Annotated in this window: 18 protein-coding genes; 10 read left to right on the top strand and 8 right to left on the bottom strand. The window is 64.6% G+C overall.

Annotated elements, in window-relative coordinates; translation table 11 throughout:
- On the bottom strand, nucleotides 1–198 hold the full coding sequence (locus J0I47_RS03360; protein ID WP_294045021.1) for a hypothetical protein: 198 nt from the start codon (nucleotides 196–198) through the stop codon (nucleotides 1–3).
- 27 nt (nucleotides 199–225) lie between these two features.
- Between J0I47_RS03360 and J0I47_RS03355 the strand changes: the two genes are divergently transcribed.
- Nucleotides 226–1,623 carry an MFS transporter gene (locus tag J0I47_RS03355; protein ID WP_294045847.1) on the top strand — a complete coding sequence of 466 codons (1,398 nt, stop codon included), beginning with the start codon at nucleotides 226–228 and terminating at the stop codon, nucleotides 1,621–1,623.
- A gap of 92 nt (nucleotides 1,624–1,715) precedes the next feature.
- Here J0I47_RS03355 and J0I47_RS03350 read toward each other — a convergent pair whose 3' ends face one another.
- The gene (locus J0I47_RS03350; RefSeq protein WP_294045020.1) at nucleotides 1,716–3,464 is read right to left on the bottom strand and encodes a DUF885 domain-containing protein; all 1,749 of its coding nucleotides are present in this window, start codon (nucleotides 3,462–3,464) and stop codon (nucleotides 1,716–1,718) included.
- Between the two features lie 128 nt (nucleotides 3,465–3,592).
- On the opposite strand from J0I47_RS03350, the gene J0I47_RS03345 reads away from it, so the two are divergent.
- Nucleotides 3,593–4,471: an alpha/beta hydrolase gene (locus tag J0I47_RS03345; RefSeq protein WP_294045019.1), complete on the top strand. Its 879-nt coding sequence runs from the start codon at nucleotides 3,593–3,595 to the stop codon at nucleotides 4,469–4,471.
- Here the strand turns inward: J0I47_RS03345 and J0I47_RS03340 are convergent.
- Nucleotides 4,427–4,669 (bottom strand): septum formation initiator family protein, encoded by a 243-nt coding sequence (locus tag J0I47_RS03340; RefSeq protein WP_294045845.1) that lies wholly within the window; start codon nucleotides 4,667–4,669, stop codon nucleotides 4,427–4,429. The two genes, J0I47_RS03345 and J0I47_RS03340, sit on opposite strands and share 45 nt — an antisense overlap.
- A gap of 281 nt (nucleotides 4,670–4,950) precedes the next feature.
- Complete coding sequence (eno, locus tag J0I47_RS03335) at nucleotides 4,951–6,228, bottom strand: phosphopyruvate hydratase (RefSeq protein WP_294045018.1); 1,278 nt, start codon at nucleotides 6,226–6,228, stop codon at nucleotides 4,951–4,953.
- Between the two features lie 130 nt (nucleotides 6,229–6,358).
- Here eno and J0I47_RS03330 point away from each other — a divergent pair, with 130 nt between their 5' ends.
- The 5 genes from J0I47_RS03330 to J0I47_RS03310 are packed head-to-tail and all read left to right on the top strand — an operon-like array spanning nucleotide 6,359 to nucleotide 8,253.
- Complete coding sequence (locus tag J0I47_RS03330) at nucleotides 6,359–6,832, top strand: hypothetical protein (RefSeq protein ID WP_294045017.1); 474 nt, start codon at nucleotides 6,359–6,361, stop codon at nucleotides 6,830–6,832.
- Nucleotides 6,833–6,849: 17 nt separating this feature from the next.
- Complete coding sequence (locus J0I47_RS03325; RefSeq protein WP_294045016.1) at nucleotides 6,850–7,203, top strand: phage holin family protein; 354 nt, start codon at nucleotides 6,850–6,852, stop codon at nucleotides 7,201–7,203.
- The gene (locus tag J0I47_RS03320; RefSeq protein WP_294045015.1) at nucleotides 7,200–7,511 is read left to right on the top strand and encodes a hypothetical protein; all 312 of its coding nucleotides are present in this window, start codon (nucleotides 7,200–7,202) and stop codon (nucleotides 7,509–7,511) included. Before J0I47_RS03325 ends, J0I47_RS03320 begins: the two co-directional genes overlap by 4 nt.
- 2 nt (nucleotides 7,512–7,513) lie before the next feature.
- Nucleotides 7,514–7,987, top strand: coding sequence for a hypothetical protein (locus tag J0I47_RS03315; RefSeq protein WP_294045014.1), 474 nt, complete (start codon nucleotides 7,514–7,516; stop codon nucleotides 7,985–7,987).
- Between the two features lie 38 nt (nucleotides 7,988–8,025).
- Entirely contained in the window at nucleotides 8,026–8,253 is a 228-nt protein-coding gene (locus tag J0I47_RS03310; RefSeq protein ID WP_294045013.1) for a DUF4170 domain-containing protein, read from the top strand.
- Nucleotides 8,254–8,260: 7 nt separating this feature from the next.
- On the opposite strand, the gene J0I47_RS03305 is transcribed toward J0I47_RS03310, so the two are convergent.
- The 4 genes from J0I47_RS03305 to carA all read right to left on the bottom strand — a co-directional run bounded on the left by J0I47_RS03305 (nucleotide 8,261) and on the right by carA (nucleotide 14,299).
- A complete protein-coding gene (locus J0I47_RS03305; RefSeq protein ID WP_294045012.1) occupies nucleotides 8,261–8,890 on the bottom strand; it encodes a rhomboid family intramembrane serine protease in 630 nt (209 codons plus the stop codon).
- 8 nt (nucleotides 8,891–8,898) lie between these two features.
- A complete protein-coding gene (greA, locus tag J0I47_RS03300) occupies nucleotides 8,899–9,375 on the bottom strand; it encodes a transcription elongation factor GreA (protein WP_294045011.1) in 477 nt (158 codons plus the stop codon).
- 81 nt (nucleotides 9,376–9,456) lie between these two features.
- Nucleotides 9,457–12,780 (bottom strand): carbamoyl-phosphate synthase large subunit, encoded by a 3,324-nt coding sequence (gene carB, locus J0I47_RS03295; RefSeq protein WP_294045010.1) that lies wholly within the window; start codon nucleotides 12,778–12,780, stop codon nucleotides 9,457–9,459.
- Nucleotides 12,781–13,135: 355 nt separating this feature from the next.
- Nucleotides 13,136–14,299, bottom strand: a complete 1,164-nt coding sequence (gene carA, locus J0I47_RS03290; protein ID WP_294045009.1) for a glutamine-hydrolyzing carbamoyl-phosphate synthase small subunit — start codon at nucleotides 14,297–14,299, stop codon at nucleotides 13,136–13,138.
- A gap of 109 nt (nucleotides 14,300–14,408) precedes the next feature.
- Between carA and J0I47_RS03285 the strand changes: the two genes are divergently transcribed.
- The 3 genes from J0I47_RS03285 to rpoD are packed head-to-tail and all read left to right on the top strand — an operon-like array spanning nucleotide 14,409 to nucleotide 18,799.
- Entirely contained in the window at nucleotides 14,409–14,861 is a 453-nt protein-coding gene (locus J0I47_RS03285; RefSeq protein ID WP_294045008.1) for a GatB/YqeY domain-containing protein, read from the top strand.
- A 26-nt stretch (nucleotides 14,862–14,887) separates the two neighbouring features.
- Entirely contained in the window at nucleotides 14,888–16,747 is a 1,860-nt protein-coding gene (gene dnaG / locus J0I47_RS03280) for a DNA primase (protein WP_366809683.1), read from the top strand.
- 18 nt (nucleotides 16,748–16,765) lie between these two features.
- On the top strand, nucleotides 16,766–18,799 hold the full coding sequence (rpoD, locus tag J0I47_RS03275; protein WP_294045006.1) for an RNA polymerase sigma factor RpoD: 2,034 nt from the start codon (nucleotides 16,766–16,768) through the stop codon (nucleotides 18,797–18,799).
- The last annotated feature ends 32 nt before the right edge of the window (nucleotides 18,800–18,831 follow it).

Raw genomic sequence — 18,831 nt, 5'->3', positions numbered from 1 at the left:
TCAATGATGGAAAATCAGCAAAAGCAGGATGATGACCGGGATCGGCACGCCCAGCAGCCACAGGATGCACCCCTTACCCATCACGCGTCCTTTCCCTTTTTGTTTCGATGGCGACACAACACGCGAGGGTCCGGCACGTTCCGCTGGAATCAGATTGATTTGCGTCAACGAATCACGCGCTTTGGCGGTTGCCAGCACGGCGATTGCGAGCGCATGGCAACGTGCATGACCGATGGCTTGCCGCTTCCGCGCCGTTATGCAGCGATCGGGGCGTTGTGCTGCGGGACCGCGCTCATCATCATCGACGGCGGCATCGCCAACGTCGCGCTGCCGACGATCGCGCGCGACCTGCATACCGACCAGAGTTCGGTGGTGGCGATCGTCACCGTCTATCAGTTGATGCTCGTCATGCTGCTGCTGCCGTTCGCGGGTCTCGGCGAGCGGATCGGGCTCAAGCGCACCTACCAGATCGGCCAGATGATCTTCACGGTCGCGACGTTGCTATGCTTCTTCGCCAAGAGCCTTCCGTTCCTGCTGATCGTGCGTGCGGCGCAGGCGATCGGCGCGGCGGGGGCGCTCAGCGTATCATCGGCGCTGATCCGCGCGACCTATCCGGCGAAGCAATTGGGGCGTGGGCTCGGCATCAACTCGGTAATCGTGTCGAGTTCGGCGGCCGCCGCGCCGACGATCGGCGGTCTCGTGCTCGGCGTGGCGCCGTGGCCCTGGGTATTCGCCTGCGCGATCCCGTTCGCGTTGCTCAGCCTAATCCTCGGCCGCGCCTTGCCCAACCCGCCGCCACGTCATGCGCATTTCGACGTGCTCGGCGCGGTCATGTGCGCGGCGATGTTCGGGCTGGTCATCGGCGGCACCGAGAGCGCGGTGCACGGCAACAGCCCGGTGATCTCCGCGGCGATCGTGCTGACCGGTGCGCTGGTCGGCTATTATTTCGTGCGGCGCGAAAAGGGTGACACCAATCCGATCCTGCCGCTCGACCTGCTGGCACGGCCGGTCATCGCGCTGTCGGTGATCGGCGCCTACACCGCGTTCATCGCGTCGATGACCCTGCTGCTATCGACGCCGTTCCGGCTGACACACGAATTCGGGTTCACCGCGGTGCAAGTCGGCGCGGCGATCGCGCCGTGGCCGCTGACCAACATGATCGTCGCGCCACTCGCCGGATGGCTGTCCGACCGCATTCCCGCAGGACTGCTCGGTGGAATCGGGATGACGATCAGCGTCACCGCATTACTGCTGATCGCGTTGCTGCCGGCGCATCCGAGCTATTTCGACATCGCCTGGCGGATGGCGTTGTGCGGGTCGGGGTTCGGCACGTTCCTGCCGCCCAACGCCCGCCTCATCATCGGCAGCGCCCCGCGTGAGCGGGCGGCAGCGGCGGGCGGGCTGATCTCGACCGTGCGGCTCTGCGGACAAACGACCGGGGCGACCGTCGTCGCGGCCCTGCTCGCGCTCGGCATCGGATCGGGCAACGTACCGCCGTTCGTGTCGGTCGGGCTGGCGGTGGTAGCCGGCCTTTGCAGCCTGTCACGCCTGCGCCCGTCGATCCGCAACCCGCAGCGGGCCGAGGTGCAGGACGAAGTTCCGACATTGAAACAAGCGCGATAACCGCGTTCCATGCTCCTTCAAAAGCAGGAGCCCAGAGCCAATAGCGATGTCGTCAATAACTCTGGGCTCCTGCTTTCGCAGGAGCACGCAGCTTAGAATACAGCTTTCGCCTCGCCCCCCATCATCGCCGCGCGGACCAGCGGGATCGGCGGGCCGCCGAACGACAGGAACGCGTCGTGGAACTGCTTCCACGCCTTGCGCCCGCCGCGTGTCGCCACCCAATCCTCGCGCAGCTTGCGGATCATCAGCTTGCCGAGAGTGTAGTTGAGATACGCCGGATCGTACGTCCCGCGTGCTGCCTGCTGGTCGGCATTGCCCTCGTCCTGATAGCATTGCTCGCGGAACATCTTGAACGAATCCGCCTGACTCATCCCGCGCGCATGCATTCCGATCGCCGACAGGAAGCGGCAGTCGCGCAACAGCGCGTTGGACAGCTCGCCGATATGCGTCTCGGGATCTCCATGACCGAGGCCGGCGTCCCACATCATTTCCTCGGCATAATGCGCCCAGCCCTCGGCAAAGGCGTACCCGACGAACAGCTGGCCGAACAGCGACGGCGAGCGATTGGCGTGGAGGAACTGGACGAAATGCCCCGGCATCACTTCGTGGACCGAGGTGAACATCAGGTCGGCCTTGCCCGGCACGAAGCCGAGTTGCTTCGCTTTCGGCCAGCTCGGGTCGGGCGGCGAGATGTAGTAGATCGACGGAATGCCCTTATCGAACGGTCCCGGCGGATCGATATAGGCGGAGTTCTGCCGGTTGTACGGCGGGCTTTCCTCGACCAGCGCCTGTTCGGTGCCGGGGATCGTGACGATATCGTTGGCCAGCACGAACTGCCGCAGCATCGGGATCTGGCGCCGCGCCTCGGCGACGGGATCGAGGTTGGGAGGCTTGTTGGCCGACATCTTGGCGACGCACGCCTCGATCGACTTGCCCGGCGCGTATTTGGCGCAGGCGTCCTTCAGCGAGTCCTGGTTCTTCTTGAGATCGGCGCGACCTGCCGCCTCCAGTTGCTCGAGCGGGATGTCGACGCCCTCGGTTTCCGCCAACATGCGGTGGAAGCGATCGGCGCCCAGCGCGAAGTCCTGCGTCGCGCTTCCCTGCTGCCCCTCCAACCACGTCGCGAGGTCGGCCATCGCCTTAGACGCTGCGGTCGACGCGTCGGCGAAGTCCTTTTGCAGCGCCTTGTCGCGGACGCTCGCAAACGCCTTCTTCGCGTCGCCGGTATAGTAATCGGCAAACCCTTTGAACCCGGCGACGCCGTATTTGACAAAGCTCGCCGGCATCGGCGTCTTCAGATTGGTGCGAATGTTCGCGGCGGCCGAGGGAATCTGGCGGAAGAATTTGATGATCGCCTTCATCCGCGTCGGCGCATCGGCATAGTTGCGCGCGATATAGACGTTGGGATCGAGCCCGCCGCCGACATAATAAGCCGGGTTGTGGTGCGACTGGTCGGCATCGTCGAGCCAGAACAGCTTCCCGCGCGCGACCTGGATCAGGTAATCGCGCTCGAACGCGTCCTGCTTCGACATCTTCGTCTTGTCATAGACTTGCGCGTCGGTGATCGCCTTGTGGTAGAAATCGGACTGCGCCTTCAGCCCGGCCGGGCTCCAGTCCGGAATGCCGCCGTCATAATCGTGCTTCCCCTCATAAACGGCGAAGGCCGGGTCAAGCTTGAATACCTGATCGATGAAGCCATCGCGGAACGCCGCCCACGGTTTGGCCGGGGTCACCGTCGTGCTCGTCGACTTGGTCGTGGTCGTCGTGGTCGTCTGCTTGGCGGGCCCGTTGCAGGCGGTCAGCGCGACCAGCGCGACCGCGCTTAACAGCTTGGCGTTCATCACTCTCTCCAGCGGCAATGCGGACGACGTGCTGCCATAACGTGACGGTCTGCGCTAGCCCGGCGGAACGGCCATCGCGGCGAGCCGTTCTGGGCAGACCTAAACCCCTGCAATGAAAGGCTGAAGCCATGCCCTATGTCACGACACGCGACGACACGCGCCTGTATGTCAAGGATTGGGGATCGGGCCGCCCGGTCGTTCTGATTCACGGCTGGCCGCTGTCGGCCGACAGCTGGGATGCGCAGTCGCTCGCGCTGGCCGAGGCCGGATATCGCGCGATCGCCTATGACCGGCGCGGATTCGGGCGCTCGGACCAGCCGTGGAACGGTTACGATTACGACACGCTCGCCGACGATCTGGCCGACGTGCTCAAGGAAACCGGTGCCGAGGATGCGACGATCGTCGGCTTCTCGATGGGCGGCGGCGAGGTCGCGCGCTACATGAGCCGCCATGGCGGCAAGGGCGTGATCGGCGCCGGGCTGATTTCGTCGGTCGTACCGTACATGCTCCAGACCGACGACAATCCCGATGGCGTCCCCGAAGAGCAGCTTCAGGCGATCGCCGAGGGCATCAAGAAGGATCGCTTCGCATTCTGGACGACGTTCTTCCAGCAATTCTTCGGCGCCGGGATGCTGTCGAGCCCGGTCAGCGACGAGACGCTGCAATGGGCGTGGCGGACGACGATGCAGGCCGGATTGCGGCCGATCCTCGCCTGCGCGAATTCGTTTGGCCACACCGATTTCCACGGCGACCTGGGCGCGTTCCGCGTACCGACTCTGGTCGTGCACGGCACCAGCGACAAGACCGTGCCGATCGATGCGACCGGGCGTCAGGCGGCGAAGGGCATCGCGAATGCGCAATTGATCGAATATGACGGCGCGCCGCACGGCCTGACCGTGACGGAAAGCGACCGCTTCATGCAGGACTTGCTCGCATTCCTGGGCGAACGCGGCGACCGTCCGTTATTTCAGGGGAACGACAACCTCGTTGGGGTTGACCACGTTTAACTGACGGCGGGTGAGCTCGTCGGCCATGTCCGGATCGACCTTCGTCGGGTCGAGCAACTGGACACGGTTGGCGAGCACCGCCTGATGCTGCTTGAGCATCGCCAGGTCGGCCTCGCGCTTCTTCAACGCGCGCTGATAGTCGCCATAAGCCAGTGCGCCGTTCGATCCGACCACTGCGTAAATGCCGAAAAACGTCATCACGCCGAGCGCCAGCGCCGGGAACGCCGCACGACGAAACACGGTCTGGAACGTGGTCTGGCGAGTCTGACTGCGGCGGGTCATTATGGGTAGTCGTTGTGGGCGAAGGCTTTTGCGCGATCAACCGCTTTTTAACCATGTTTCGCCGAGCCGAGTCGGTTCCGCGCCGAAGCGAGTCCGGCATCGGGAACCATCGTCATTGCGAGGCGCAGCGAAGCAATCCAAGGCAGCGCACGGGACGCTGGATCACTTTGCTCCGCTCGCAGTGACGGACGGCAGGATCAGCCGCGCAACACGCTCCGTCCGGCGTAGACTGCGATGTCACCGAGTTCTTCCTCGATCCGGATCAGCTGGTTGTATTTCGCCAACCGGTCAGACCGCGCCAGGCTGCCGGTCTTGATCTGACCGCAGTTCGTCGCGACCGCCAGGTCGGCGATCGTCGCATCCTCGGTCTCGCCCGAGCGGTGCGACATGACCGCGGTGTAGCCCGAGCGCTGTGCCAAGCTGACCGCCGCCAAAGTTTCGGTCAGCGTGCCGATCTGGTTGACCTTGACCAGGATCGAATTGCCCAGCCCGCGCTCGATCCCGTCCGCCAGCCGCTTGGGGTTGGTCACGAACAGATCGTCACCGACCAGCTGGCACTTCTCGCCGATCAGGTCTGTCAGCGCCTTCCACCCCTCGAAATCGTCCTCGGCCATGCCGTCTTCGATCGAGAAGATCGGATATTTGGCGACGAGGTCGCCGTAATAAGCGGCCATTTCGTGCGGGGTCAGAACCTTGCCCTCGGCCGAGATGTTGTACTTGCCGTCCTCGAAGAATTCGGTCGAGGCGGGGTCGAGCGCGAGCATCACGTCGTCGCCGGGCGTGTACCCCGCCCCCTCGATCGCGCGCATGATGAAATCGAGCGCGTCGGTGGTGCTGGCGATGTCGGGCGCGAACCCGCCCTCGTCGCCGACCCCGGTCGACAGCCCCTTGTCGTGCAGCATCTTCTTGAGCGTGTGGAACACCTCCGACCCGCAGCGCACCGCCTCGAACAGGTTGGACGCGCCGACCGGCACGATCATGAACTCCTGGAAATCGATCGGATTGTCGGCATGCTCGCCGCCGTTGATGATGTTCATCATCGGCACCGGCAGGACGTGCGCGTTGACGCCGCCGACATAGCGATAGAGCGGCAGGCCGCGCGCGTCAGCCGCCGCCTTCGCCGTCGCCAGACTCACACCCAGGATCGCGTTCGCCCCCAGCCTCGCCTTGTTCGGCGTGCCGTCGAGCGCGATCATCGCAGCATCGACGTCGGCCTGGTCCTCGGCATCCATGCCCAGGATCGCGTCGGCGATCTCGCCGTTGACGGCATCGACCGCCTTCTGCACGCCCTTGCCCGACCACCGGCTCTTGTCGCCGTCGCGCAGCTCGACCGCCTCGTGCGCGCCGGTCGAAGCGCCCGAGGGCACCGCCGCACGGCCGAAGCTGCCGTCCTCCAGCATCACCTCGACCTCCACCGTCGGATTGCCGCGACTGTCGATGATCTGGCGGGCATGCATGTCGATGATTGCGGTCATGGAACGATCTTCCTAGATTGCTGGAGGAGCGGGTTCGTGCGGGCCTCTATCGGGTTCGGCCCGCGGCGGCAACGGAACCGAGGACGCGACGCCGGGTTGTCGTGCCGAGGTACAAAAAGGATCATGCGACATGGCCGATACGACTGACACTTCGAACACCGACGGCGCGACCGGCGGCAGTGCGACCAATGGCGGCGCCACCATGCAGTCGCTGAAAGACAACGTCGTGAAGTTCGCCAACGATGCCGGCGACCGGGCGAAGACCGTGGCCGAGGACGGCAAGTCGCGCGCGGGCGACGCGCTCGACGATCTGGCCCGGATGCTCCACGACGCGGCCGGGACGGTCGACGAGAAGGTCGGCGAGCAATACGGCCAATATGCCCGCACGGCGGCGGAGGCGGTCGGCAACTTCTCGCAATCGCTCCAAGCGAAGTCGGTCGACGACATCATCGACGAGGCGCGCGAGCTGGCGAAGAAGAGCCCGGCGATCGCGATCGGCACCGCTGCGGCGATCGGCTTCGTGCTGGCGCGGCTCGTCAAGGCCGGGCTGGAGGCGCCCTCCCCCGCCAAGCCTGCCGATCGCCCGGAATCGAAGTCCGCCTGACCCCGACGGAGCCGCGCATGGACGGGGGACCATCGCCCGAGGAAAGCATCGGTTCACTCGTCGGCCGGCTGGTCGACGAGGGCAAGCAATATGCCCGCGCCGAGGTCGATCTCTATCGCGCCAAGCTGGCGCCGCGACTGGGTGAGGCGCGCAACGCGGCGATCCTGGCGATCGCGGCGCTGGTACTGGCGCAGGCGTTGCTCGTCGCCTTGCTGGTCGGCTTGGTGATGACGCTGGCGCCACGGGTCGGGCCCGGCTGGGCGACGACGATCGTCGTCGTCGTCGGGCTGTTGATCGTCGCGCTGCTCGGCTGGATCGCCTTCGTCGAGGCGCGGCGTGCTTTCTCGAGCGATAGGGATGCTGGCCGATGACCGATCCGACTCCCGACGTCGCGGCGGCCCAGGCGAAGGCCGACCTAGCCCGCCGGCGACTGCTGTCGACGGCCGCCACGTTGAAGGAGCGCCTGTCGCCGGGCTCGCTCGCACGCACCGCGACCGAAAAATTGAAGGACACCGGGACCGGCCTCGCGCGTTCGAGCGTCGAAACCGTCAAGGAGCATCCCTTGCCGGCGATCGGCGTGGTCGCCGCGATCGCCGCATTCTTCACGCGCAAGCCGCTCGCTCGCCTGTTCGGGCGCGGCAAGGCCAAACCTGACCCCATTCGAAGCAGAAGGAAGTAACGATGCCTGCCGAACCGCTCGACGCCCGCCACACCGATCCAAAGAATGCCGGCGCCAAGTCCGCCGGCCGCGTGGAAACCGCCCTCTCCACGGCGCGCGATGCCGCCAACGACGCGCTGCACGAGACACGGAAAGCGGCCGAGGCGAACCCGCTCGCCGCGGTGGGTGCTGGGATCGCGATCGGGCTGGTGATCGGTGCGCTGCTGCCGAAGACGAAGCGCGAAGACGAACTGCTCGGTGCGACCGGACGCCGGCTGACCAATGCCGCCTCGGAGGCCGTGGGCGCCGCGCGCGAGGCGGCCAAGGCCGAACTCGCCACGCTGCCGCTCAGCAAGGACGCCGCGCGCGCGCAGGTGTCGAAGCTGGTCGATCAGGCGGCCGGGGCGCTGGCCGCTGCCGGCAATGCCGCCCTCAAGCAGCGCGACGCCGCGACAGAGACTGTGCCCGCGAAACCCGCGGCTCGCACCGCCAAATAGGGTTTATCGCCGGCGGAAGCGCGGCTAAGGCGCCGGGCATGAGCAAGCTTCATCTCGTGTTCGGCGGCCGCGTCAAGGATCCCCAGGGTCTCGATTTCGAAGAATCGTCGATCGACGTAGTCGGCATCTTTCCCGATTACGCCAGCGCGGAGAAAGCATGGCGCGCCGCCGCGCAGCGCACCGTCGACGATGCCGAGATGAAGTTCGTGGTGGTGCACCTCCACCGCCTGCTCGAACCCGACCCGAATTTGCAGGCCGGCAACTAGACCGTCATTACGCCCGCCGGTAGCGCCACTGCAGCAACGGCCGCGCGAGCAGCAGCCCGACGACGAACCCGCCGATATGCGCGCCGATCGCGATCGGCTGGCCCATCGCGTTGGTGAAGCCGAGCATCAGGTTGATCCCGGTCCACGCCGCACCGAGCCAAACCGCCTGGACGATCCATGCCGGCACCGGCCCCAGCGCCCTCGCGCGATGACGACCGTAGAGCAGCGAATAGGACGCGACCAACGCCGAGATCGCACCGCTCGCACCGATCATCGGGGCCAGACTGCTCGAATCCTGCAACCACTGCCCCGTCGCGGCGGCGTAGGCGCCGAGCAGGTACAGCAGCAGCACGTTGGCCCAGCCCAGCGCCCGCTCCGTCTCGCGCCCGCAAAAACCGAGCATCACCATGTTGAACAACAGGTGCAGCCAGCCGCCATGCAGCAACGTCGCGGTCAGCGGGGTCAGGAACACCGGCACCGGGCCGAGTTGCTCCGGCGTCACCACGCGGCTGACATGCGCGGGAATGAACCCGCCGGCCACCACCGCCTGATCGCCACCGAACAGCAGCAACACTGCCGATACGATCGTAGTTAGCGCGACCAGCGCCACGGTCGCGGGCGTGTCGCGCCAGTCCATTGCGCGGCTCAGACGAACTCGATCCTGCTGACCTCGTACCAGCGGTCGCCGGCGGGCACGGTCACTTCGACCTCGTCACCGACGCTCCGCCCGATCAGCGCGCGGCCGAGCGGCGAATTGTAGCTGATGCGGCCGGTCTTCGCGTCCGCCTCGGTCTGGCCGACGATCTGATAGGTGATCGCCTTGTCGTCCTCGTCCATAAGCGTCACGGTCGCGCCGAACACGACCTTGTCGCCCGACAATTCGCTCGGCACGATGATCTGTGCGCGGCTCAACTTGTCCTCGATGTCGGCGATCGACGCCTCGATCTGACCCTGGCGCTCCTTGGCCGCATGATATTCGGCGTTTTCCGACAGATCGCCGTGCGCGCGCGCTTCCTCGATCGCCTCGACGATCTGCGGCCGCTCCTCTTTCAGACGACGCAGATCCGCGGTGAGCTTTTCATAGCCCACTTGCAGCATCGGCATCTTCTCGACGGTCGCCATAACCCCTGATCCTTCGTCAAAATCCCTGTCCCAAGCGGCCTTAGATCGGGCCGCCCGCACCTTCCTTGCTCTATGTGGGGATCAATTGTGCGAGTGCGAATGATAAGACTGCAGCGGACGGACTTCAAGAGAGCGCGTCGCGAGGCCGACGATCGCGCGGGCGGCCTCGACGCTGGCCGGGGCCGTGGTGAAGTACGGTACCTTCTGCGCGAGAGCCGAGGCACGGATCGGCTGCGAATCCTTCAGCGACTGCCACCCTTCGGTGGTGTTGAAGATCATGTCGATGCCGCCGTCGATGATCCGGTCGACGATGTGCGGACGCCCCTGCGCGACCTTGTTGACGCGTTCCACCGTGACGCCGTTCGCTTCGAGGAAGTCGGCGGTGCCGCCGGTCGCGACGACGGTGAAGCCGAAGTCGCCGAGCATTCGCGCGGCCGGCAGGATCACCGGCTTGTCGCCGTCCTTCACGCTCACGAACACGGTGCCGCCTTCGGGCAGCACGGTGCCCGCGCCGAGCTCGGCCTTGCCGAACGCCGCGGTGAAATCCTGATCGATGCCCATGACTTCGCCGGTCGATTTCATCTCGGGTGACAAGACCGGATCGATGCCGGGGAAGCGGCTGAACGGGAACACCGCTTCCTTGACCGCATAATAGCCGATGTCGCGATCAATCGCGGGCAGGTTGGCGAGTTTCTCCCCCGCCATTACGCGCGCGGCGATCTTCGCGATCGGCGATCCGATCGCCTTGGCGACGAACGGCACCGTGCGGCTGGCGCGTGGGTTGACCTCGATCAGATAGACCAGCCCGTCCTTGACCGCGAACTGGATGTTCATCAGCCCGACGACGTTGAGCGCACGCGCCAGTGCCTCGGCCTGGCGCTCGATCTCGGCGACCACCTCGGCCGGCAGCGAATAAGGCGGAATCGAGCAAGCGCTGTCGCCCGAATGGACGCCGGCTTCCTCGATATGCTGGAGCACGCCGGCGACTACCACGTCGGTCCCGTCGCAGATCGCATCGACGTCGACCTCGATCGCGTCGCGCAGATACTGGTCGATCAAAACCGGTGAATCGCCAGACACTTGCACCGCTGTCTGGATATAGTCGTCGAGCTGCTGCGTGCCGTCGACGATCTCCATCGCCCGCCCGCCGAGCACGTAGCTCGGCCGCATCAGTACGGGATAGCCGATCCGCTCCGCCACCGCGACCGCCTCGTCGCGGCTGCGCGCGATGCCGTTGGCGGGCTGGAGCAAACCGAGCCGGTTGACCAGGGCGGCGAACCGCTCGCGATCCTCCGCCAGGTCGATCGCATCGGGACTGGTGCCCAGGATCGGGATGCCCGCCTTCTCCAGGGCGTGGGCGAGGTTGAGCGGCGTCTGCCCGCCGAACTGGACGATCACGCCGACCAGCTCGCCCCGCGATTGCTCGACATGCAGGATCTCGAGCACGTCTTCGGCCGTCAGCGGCTCGAAATAGAGCCGGTCGGACGTGTCGTAGTCGGTCGACACCGTCTCCGGGTTGCAATTGACCATGATCGTCTCGAACCCGGCATCGGCCAGCGCGAAACAGGCGTGGCAGCAGCAATAGTCGAACTCGATCCCCTGCCCGATCCGGTTCGGCCCGCCGCCGAGGATGACGATCTTGCGGCGATCGCTCGGCCCCGCCTCGTTCTCCGGCTCACCGAAACTCGGCGCTTCATAGGTCGAATACATGTACGGCGTCCGGGCATCGAACTCCGCCGCGCAGGTGTCGATCCGCTTGAACACCGGCCGCACGCCGAGCTTGTGGCGCAACGCGCGCACTTCCTCCTCGTTGACGCCGCCGGCCATCGCCTTGACCGCTTCGTGGATCAGCCCCGATCGCGCCGGGAAGCGATCGCGCAGGCCGACCGACGTCACCGCCAGATACGCGAGCCGCTTGTCGCTGAACCCCATCGATTTCAGCCGCCGCATGCCCGCCGCATCCTGCGGCAGGCCGTTCGCCAGCACCTCGTTCTCCGCCGCGATGATCTCGGCGATCCGCTCCAGGAACCAAGGGTCGTATTTGGCGATCGCGTGCACTTCGGCGACGGTGAAGCCCTCGCGCAATGCCTGCGCCGCGACCAGCAGCCGGTCGGGCGTCGGCGAGGCGAGTGCCGCCTCGATCTCGTCGCGCGGCGCGCCGACCAGGCGATCGACGATGTTGAAGCCGGACAGGCCCGTCTCCAGCCCGCGCAGTGCCTTCTGCATCGATTCGTGGATGTTGCGGCCGATCGCCATCACTTCGCCGACCGACTTCATCGCGGTGCCCAGCACGGCCTGCGCGCCTTTGAACTTCTCGAATGCGAAGCGCGGAATCTTGGTCACGACATAATCGATCGTCGGCTCGAAGCTTGCCGGGGTCGCCCCGGTGATGTCGTTCTCGATCTCGTCGAGCGTATAGCCGACCGCCAGCTTCGCCGCGACTTTGGCGATCGGGAAGCCGGTCGCCTTCGACGCCAGCGCCGACGACCGGCTGACGCGCGGGTTCATCTCGATGACGATCAGGCGGCCATCCTTCGGATTGACCGCGAACTGGACGTTGGAACCGCCCGTTTCGACGCCGATTTCGCGCAATACCGCGATCGATGCGTTGCGCATGATCTGGTATTCCTTGTCGGTCAGCGTCAGCGCCGGCGCGACGGTGATCGAATCGCCCGTATGGACGCCCATCGGGTCGATATTCTCGATCGAGCAGATGATGATGGCATTGTCCGCGCGGTCGCGGACCACCTCCATCTCATATTCCTTCCAGCCGAGCAGCGATTCCTCGATCAGCACTTCGGTGGTCGGGCTGGCGTCGAGCCCCTTGCGGACGATCTCGATAAACTCGTCGCGATTATAGGCGACGCCGCCGCCGGTCCCACCGAGCGTGAAGCTCGGCCGGATGATCGCGGGCAACCCGACCTTCTCCAGCCCGGCCAGCGCCTCCGCCTCGGTATGTGCGATCGTCGAGCGAGCGCTTTCGAGCCCGATCTTCGTCATCGCGTCCTTGAACTTCAGCCGGTCCTCGGCCTTGTCGATCGCCGCGGCGTCGGCGCCGATCATCTGGACGCCGAACTTTGCCAGCGTGCCGTCGTTGAACAGCGCCAGCGCGGTGTTGAGCGCGGTCTGCCCACCCATCGTCGGCAGGACCGCGTCGGGCCGCTCCTTCTCGATGATCTTGGCGACCACCGCCGGCGTGATCGGCTCGACATAGGTCGCGTCGGCCAGGTCGGGATCGGTCATGATCGTCGCCGGGTTCGAATTGACCAGGACGATGCGATAGCCCTCTTCCTTGAGCGCCTTGATCGCCTGCGTGCCCGAATAATCGAACTCGCACGCCTGACCGATGACGATGGGCCCCGCGCCGATGACGAGGATCGAGGAGATGTCGGTGCGTTTGGGCATTACTTTTTGAACAGTGCAAAGAGAGAAACGACAAACGCTCCAAGTGCAATCCAGTCACTGCGACTGATCGACTTGAATCGTCCTCGGAGAGTTCTACTTTCGATATCCTGCCGGATCAGTTCAGCCCTTGCCCGGCCTTGAGCGTTAAGCTCAAAGGAGTACGTCCGATCCCACCCTGCACCTGACCCCAGATGATTATTGCTCTCATTTATGAATTTGGTCAGCCAACTATCGTCAAATGGCAGATTGTTCGCCTTGCAGACCAACTCCAGATCTGAGCCATTTCGTATTCCGTTGTCCTCGTTTCGCAGAATTCCTAGAAGCAATTTGTCTGCGAACTGCTGATAAATGAGTGTCATCCCAGCGACCCCACAAACCGCTCGAACAGATAGAAGCTGTCCTGCGGGCCCGGGCTCGCCTCGGGGTGGTATTGCACGCTGAACGCCGGCCGATCCGTCAGCTCCAACCCCGCATTGCTCCCATCGAATAGCGACACGTGCGTCTCGCGCGCGTTGGCGGGCAGCGAGTCCCGTTCGACCGCGAAGCCGTGGTTCATGCTGGTGATCTCGACCGCACCGTCGCTCAGGCGCTTAACCGGATGGTTAGCGCCGCGATGGCCCTGAAACATCTTGGTCGTCTTAGCACCGACCGCCAGCCCGAGCAGTTGGTGCCCCAGGCAGATGCCGAACAGCGGCTTGCCCGTCTCCAGCAGCTGGCGGATCACCGGCACGGCATATTCGCCGGTCGCCGCGGGATCGCCCGGGCCGTTCGACAGGAAGATGCCATCGGGTTGGAGCGCCATTACCTGATCGAACGTCGCAGTCGCGGGGACGACGCTGACCTTGGCCCCGGCCTCGACCAGATTGCGGTAGATGTTGCGCTTGGCGCCATAATCGATCGCGACGACATGGGGGCGATCGGCCTCCGCGCCGGCGCCGTCATAGCCGAAACCCAGCCGCCAGACGCCGCCTTCCCAACCGTAATCGGCCTCGGCGGTGACTGCGATTGCCAGGTCCATGCCCTCCAGCCCCGGCCACGCCCGCGCCATGTCGAGCAACAGCGGCACATCGAACTTGCCGTCCGCGGCATGTGCGATCACGCCGTTGGGGGCGCCGCCGCTGCGGATCCGCCGCGTCAGCGCGCGAGTGTCGATCCCCGACAGGCCGATGCGCGTGTGCCGCTTCATCCATTCCTCGAGCCGCTCAACCGAACGGAAGTTGGACGGGGCGGTCACGTCCTCGCGCACGATCATGCCGAGCGCGTGGGGCAGGTCGGCCTCGATATCGTCGGCATTCGCGCCGACATTGCCGATATGGGGAAAGGTGAAGGTGATGATCTGCCCGGCGAAGCTCGGGTCGGTCATGATCTCCTGATAGCCGGTCATCGCGGTGTGAAAGCAGACCTCGCCGACCGCCTGTCCCTCCGCCCCGAAACCGCGGCCCCAGACGACCTCGCCGCTCGACAGAACGAGGACACCTGTAGCTCCGTCAGGCGCGCGAAAAGTCGTGGCGTCGGCCATGATGCGGCGGGCACTCCGTTGGTTTGGGCAGCGATGTCGCTAAGTCGCGGCGGGTAGACCCCCTCCCCCCTCGCGTCAACCGGAGTCAGTCGCTATGTGACCCTCCATCATGATCCGTGACGACATCAAAGCCGCCCAGATCGCCGCCATGAAGGCCGGCGACAAGGAATCCCGCAACGCGATCAGCCTGATCCAGTCGGCGATCAAGAATCGCGACATCGAGGAGCGGACGAAGACGACCACAACAGACGACGACGCGCTGGTGGTCGAAGTGCTGCAGAAGATGGTCAAGCAGCGCCGCGAATCGATCGAGATGTACGTGAAGGGCGGCCGCCAGGAACTCGCCGACGCCGAAGCCGCCGAAGTCGCGGTGATCGAAAGATTTTTGCCGGCTCAGATGAGCGAGGACGAGACGAAAGCCGCGATCGAATCGATCAAGGCCGACCTCGGCGCGAGCGGTATGAAGAACATGGGCCGCGTGATGGCCGAGTTGAAGGCCCGTCACGCGAGCAGCCTCGACATGAGCAAGGCGAGCGGTCTGGTGAAGGCGGCGTTGAGCTAGCCAACTCGATTGCCAATGCGCATGCCATGGTGCATGTGTGTTACTCTACACGCGTGAGTCTCTCCCCAGCCTTTTTAGACGAACTCCGCGCGCGGACGCTGTTGTCGGCGCTGGTCGGCAAGTCGGTCAAGCTCACCAAGGCGGGGCGCGAGTTCAAGGGGTGCTGCCCCTTTCACAACGAGAAGACGCCGAGCTTCTACGTCAACGACGACAAAGGCTTCTACCACTGCTTCGGCTGTTCGGCGCACGGTGATGCGATCCGTTGGATGACTGAGCAGCGGGGCTTGCCGTTCATCGATGCGGTCAAGGAACTTGCGCAATCTGCGGGCATGGAGATGCCGGCGCAGGATCGCCAGGCGGTCGTGCGGGCGGAGCGCGCCAAGGGGCTGCACGAGGCGATGCAGGCGGCGGCGGACTGGTTCGAAGTACAGCTCGGCGGGTTGGACGGTGCCGAGGCGCGCGACCTGCTGACGCGCCGGCAAATCTCCGACGCCACCCGGCGCGCGTTCAATTTCGGTTTTGCGCCGGACGCGCGGGGCAAGCTGCGCACCGCGCTCAAGGACTTCGGCGACGAACTGCTGATCGAGGCCGGACTGCTCATCAAGGTCGAGGGCAAGGAGCCGTACGATCGCTTTCGCGGGCGGCTGATGATCCCGATCCGCGATCCGCGTGGCCGCGTCATCGCCTTCGGCGGACGCATCATCGGCGCGGGCGAACCGAAGTATCTCAACTCTCCCGACACGCCGCTCTTCGACAAGGGGCGCACGCTCTACAATCTCGACAAGGCTGGGCCGGCGTCGCGCAAGACCGACCGCCTGATCGTGGTCGAGGGCTATATGGACGCGATCGCGCTGACGCAGGCCGGGTTCGCCGATGTGGTCGCGCCGAACGGCACCGCAGTGACCGAGGCACAGCTCGAACGCATGTGGCGGCTGGCGGACGTGCCTATCCTGTGCTTCGATGGCGACGCCGCAGGTCAGAAAGCGGCGATCCGCGCTGCGATCCGCGCGCTTCCCGACTTACATCCTGGTCGAAGCCTGAGTTTCGCGTCTCTTCCTGAGGGACAAGATCCGGACGATTTGCTTCGAGCCCGGGGCGCAGACGCCTTCGAGCGAGTGCTCCAAAACACTAAGCCCCTAGTTGACGTAGTCTGGCAACACGAATTGGGAACGACCCCTCTTCACACGCCAGAGGAACGCGCAAGCTTGGGTAAAAGGCTTCGCGATCACGCTCGGCAGATCAAGGACGAAGATCTCAAAAGTGAGTATCTCGCCACTTTTAATCGTCGTGTCTGGGATTATTTTCACCCCGAACGGCCAAGCGAGAGCTTCCATTCTTTCAAGAGCCGGCCGTCAACCAGACCAATTGCCCCGCGCGTTCGTGCCATCGCGCAGTTCGGCATCGATCAAGTCACCATGATACCTAGCGTCATCAAAGGGTTGATCCTCCATCCGGATCTAATCGCGCCCAAAGCTGAGACGGTTCAACGACTCCCGATCAACGCGACTAAACTACGTCTCACGCGCATAGCGATGCTCGACGCAGTCCTATCGCGGCCAACCCTTGAAACCGACGAACTTAGAGCCATTTTAAAAGGCGAAGGCCTCGCTGACGTCCTGAATCAGATGGATGCGCTCACGCTTGCGTTTTCATTCCTCAATCCGCAAAGCGATAAAGCTGTTGCAGAGAGGGAATTGACGCTGGCGATCGACGCGTTGGTTGATGGGCCGGCTTTTGAGGCTGACATTGCGGATGCGCAGAGCCGCCTGAACGAGTGGTCGGATCAAGATTTTGACGACTATGTTGGCTTGGTGAAAACCAAGCAGGACATGGAGCGTTTGTTTCGAGACGCGCTACTTCCGGAAGACGAAACGCCGGTAGTGTAGCTCATAAAAGGTGTTTTGATGGCGAAGACGAACATGGCGGAAGTGGCTGAACCGACCGAGACGGGCGACGCTCCGCTGATCGATCTCAACGATGCGTCGATCAAGAAGCTGGTCGCGCGCGCCAAGAAGCGCGGTTACATCACCGTCGACCAGCTCAACGAGATGCTGCCGCAAGACCAGATGTCCTCGGAGCAGATCGAGGACGTGATGGCGGCGCTCAATGAAATGGGCGTCAACGTCGTCGAGAACGACGAGGCGGGCGAGGACGGCGAGGAGCAGCGCGCCGACGAGGACGACATCGATCCGGTCGATTCGTCGGAGGAGAACGCGCCCGCGCTCGAGACCAAGAAGAAGGAGACGGTCGATCGCACCGACGATCCCGTCCGCATGTACCTGCGCGAGATGGGTGCCGTCGAGCTGTTGAGCCGCGAGGGCGAGATCGCCATCGCCAAGCGGATCGAGGCGGGTCGCGACACGATGATTCTGGGCCTGTGCGAGTCGCCGATCACGTTCAACGCGATCATCGACTGGTCGACCGCGCTGAACGAAGGCACGATGCAGCTGCGCGAGATCCTCGATCTCGACGCGATGCTGTCAAAGGGTCCGTCGGCCGAGCAGGTCGCCAGCGCCGAGGAAGACGATTCGGGCGAGATCAGCGAAAGCGCCGCAGGGCCGTCATTCAAGGAAGAGGAAGACGTCAAGGAAGAGGCGTCGGCCGACGAGGACGAGGACGACATGACCGAACGTCGTGCGCCGCGTCCCTCGGACGACGACGACGAGGACAACACGCTGAGCCTCGCGCAGATGGAGGAACAGCTCAAGCCGATTGCGTTGGAGCGGTTCGCGAACATCACCGCGATCTACAAGAAGTTCTCGAAGATGCAGGTCACGCGCCTCGACCAGATGGGCGCGGGCGGCGAGTTGTCGGCGACGGACGAGCGCAAGTACCAGAAGCTGCGCGAGGACCTGACCGCCGAAGTCGAGAGCGTTCAGTTCCACCAGGCGAAGATCGAGTATCTGGTCGACCAGCTCTATTCGTTCAACCGCCGCCTGACCGCGCTCGGCGGCCAGATGCTGCGCCTGGCCGAGCGGCACAAGGTCAGCCGCGCCGACTTCCTCAACCGCTATGTCGGGCACGAACTCGACGATACGTGGCTGGCGTCGGTCGGCGGCGTCGACAAGAAGTGGGCGGCGTTCGCCGGCGCCGAGAGCGCGGCGGTCGACCGCATCCGTACCGAGATCAGCGAGATCAGCCAGCAGACCGGCATGGCGCTCGGCGAATTCCGCCGCATCGTCAACATGGTCCAGAAGGGCGAGCGCGAGGCGCGGATCGCGAAGAAGGAAATGGTCGAGGCCAATCTCCGCCTCGTGATCTCGATCGCGAAGAAGTACACCAACCGCGGCTTGCAGTTCCTCGACTTGATCCAGGAAGGCAATATCGGCCTGATGAAGGCGGTCGACAAGTTCGAGTATCGCCGCGGCTACAAGTTCTCGACCTATGCGACGTGGTGGATCCGCCAGGCGATCACGCGCTCGATCGCTGACCAGGCGCGCACGATCCGCATACCGGTCCACATGATCGAGACGATCAACAAGCTGGTCCGCACCAGCCGCCAGTTCCTGCACGAGCAAGGCCGCGAGCCCACGCCTGAGGAAATGGCCGAGCGCCTGAGCATGCCGCTCGAAAAGGTGCGCAAGGTGATGAAGATCGCGAAGGAGCCAATCTCCCTCGAAACGCCGATCGGCGACGAAGAGGATTCGCACCTGGGCGACTTCATCGAGGACAAGAATGCGGTGATCCCGGTCGACGCCGCGATCCAGGCGAACCTGAAAGAAACGGTGACGCGGGTGCTGGCGTCGCTGACCCCGCGCGAGGAACGCGTGTTGCGCATGCGGTTCGGGATCGGGATGAACACCGACCACACGCTGGAGGAAGTCGGGCAGCAGTTCAGCGTGACTCGCGAACGCATCCGCCAGATCGAGGCCAAGGCGCTACGCAAGCTCAAGCACCCGAGCCGGTCGCGCAAGATGCGGTCGTTCCTGGATCAGTGACGGAGGCAGCGGGAATTAGCGTGAGCTAATTT

The organism is Sphingomonas sp., assembly GCF_017304635.1.
Lineage (GTDB): Bacteria > Pseudomonadota > Alphaproteobacteria > Sphingomonadales > Sphingomonadaceae > Sphingomonas.
This window is presented reverse-complemented; position numbering and strand designations above follow the sequence as displayed.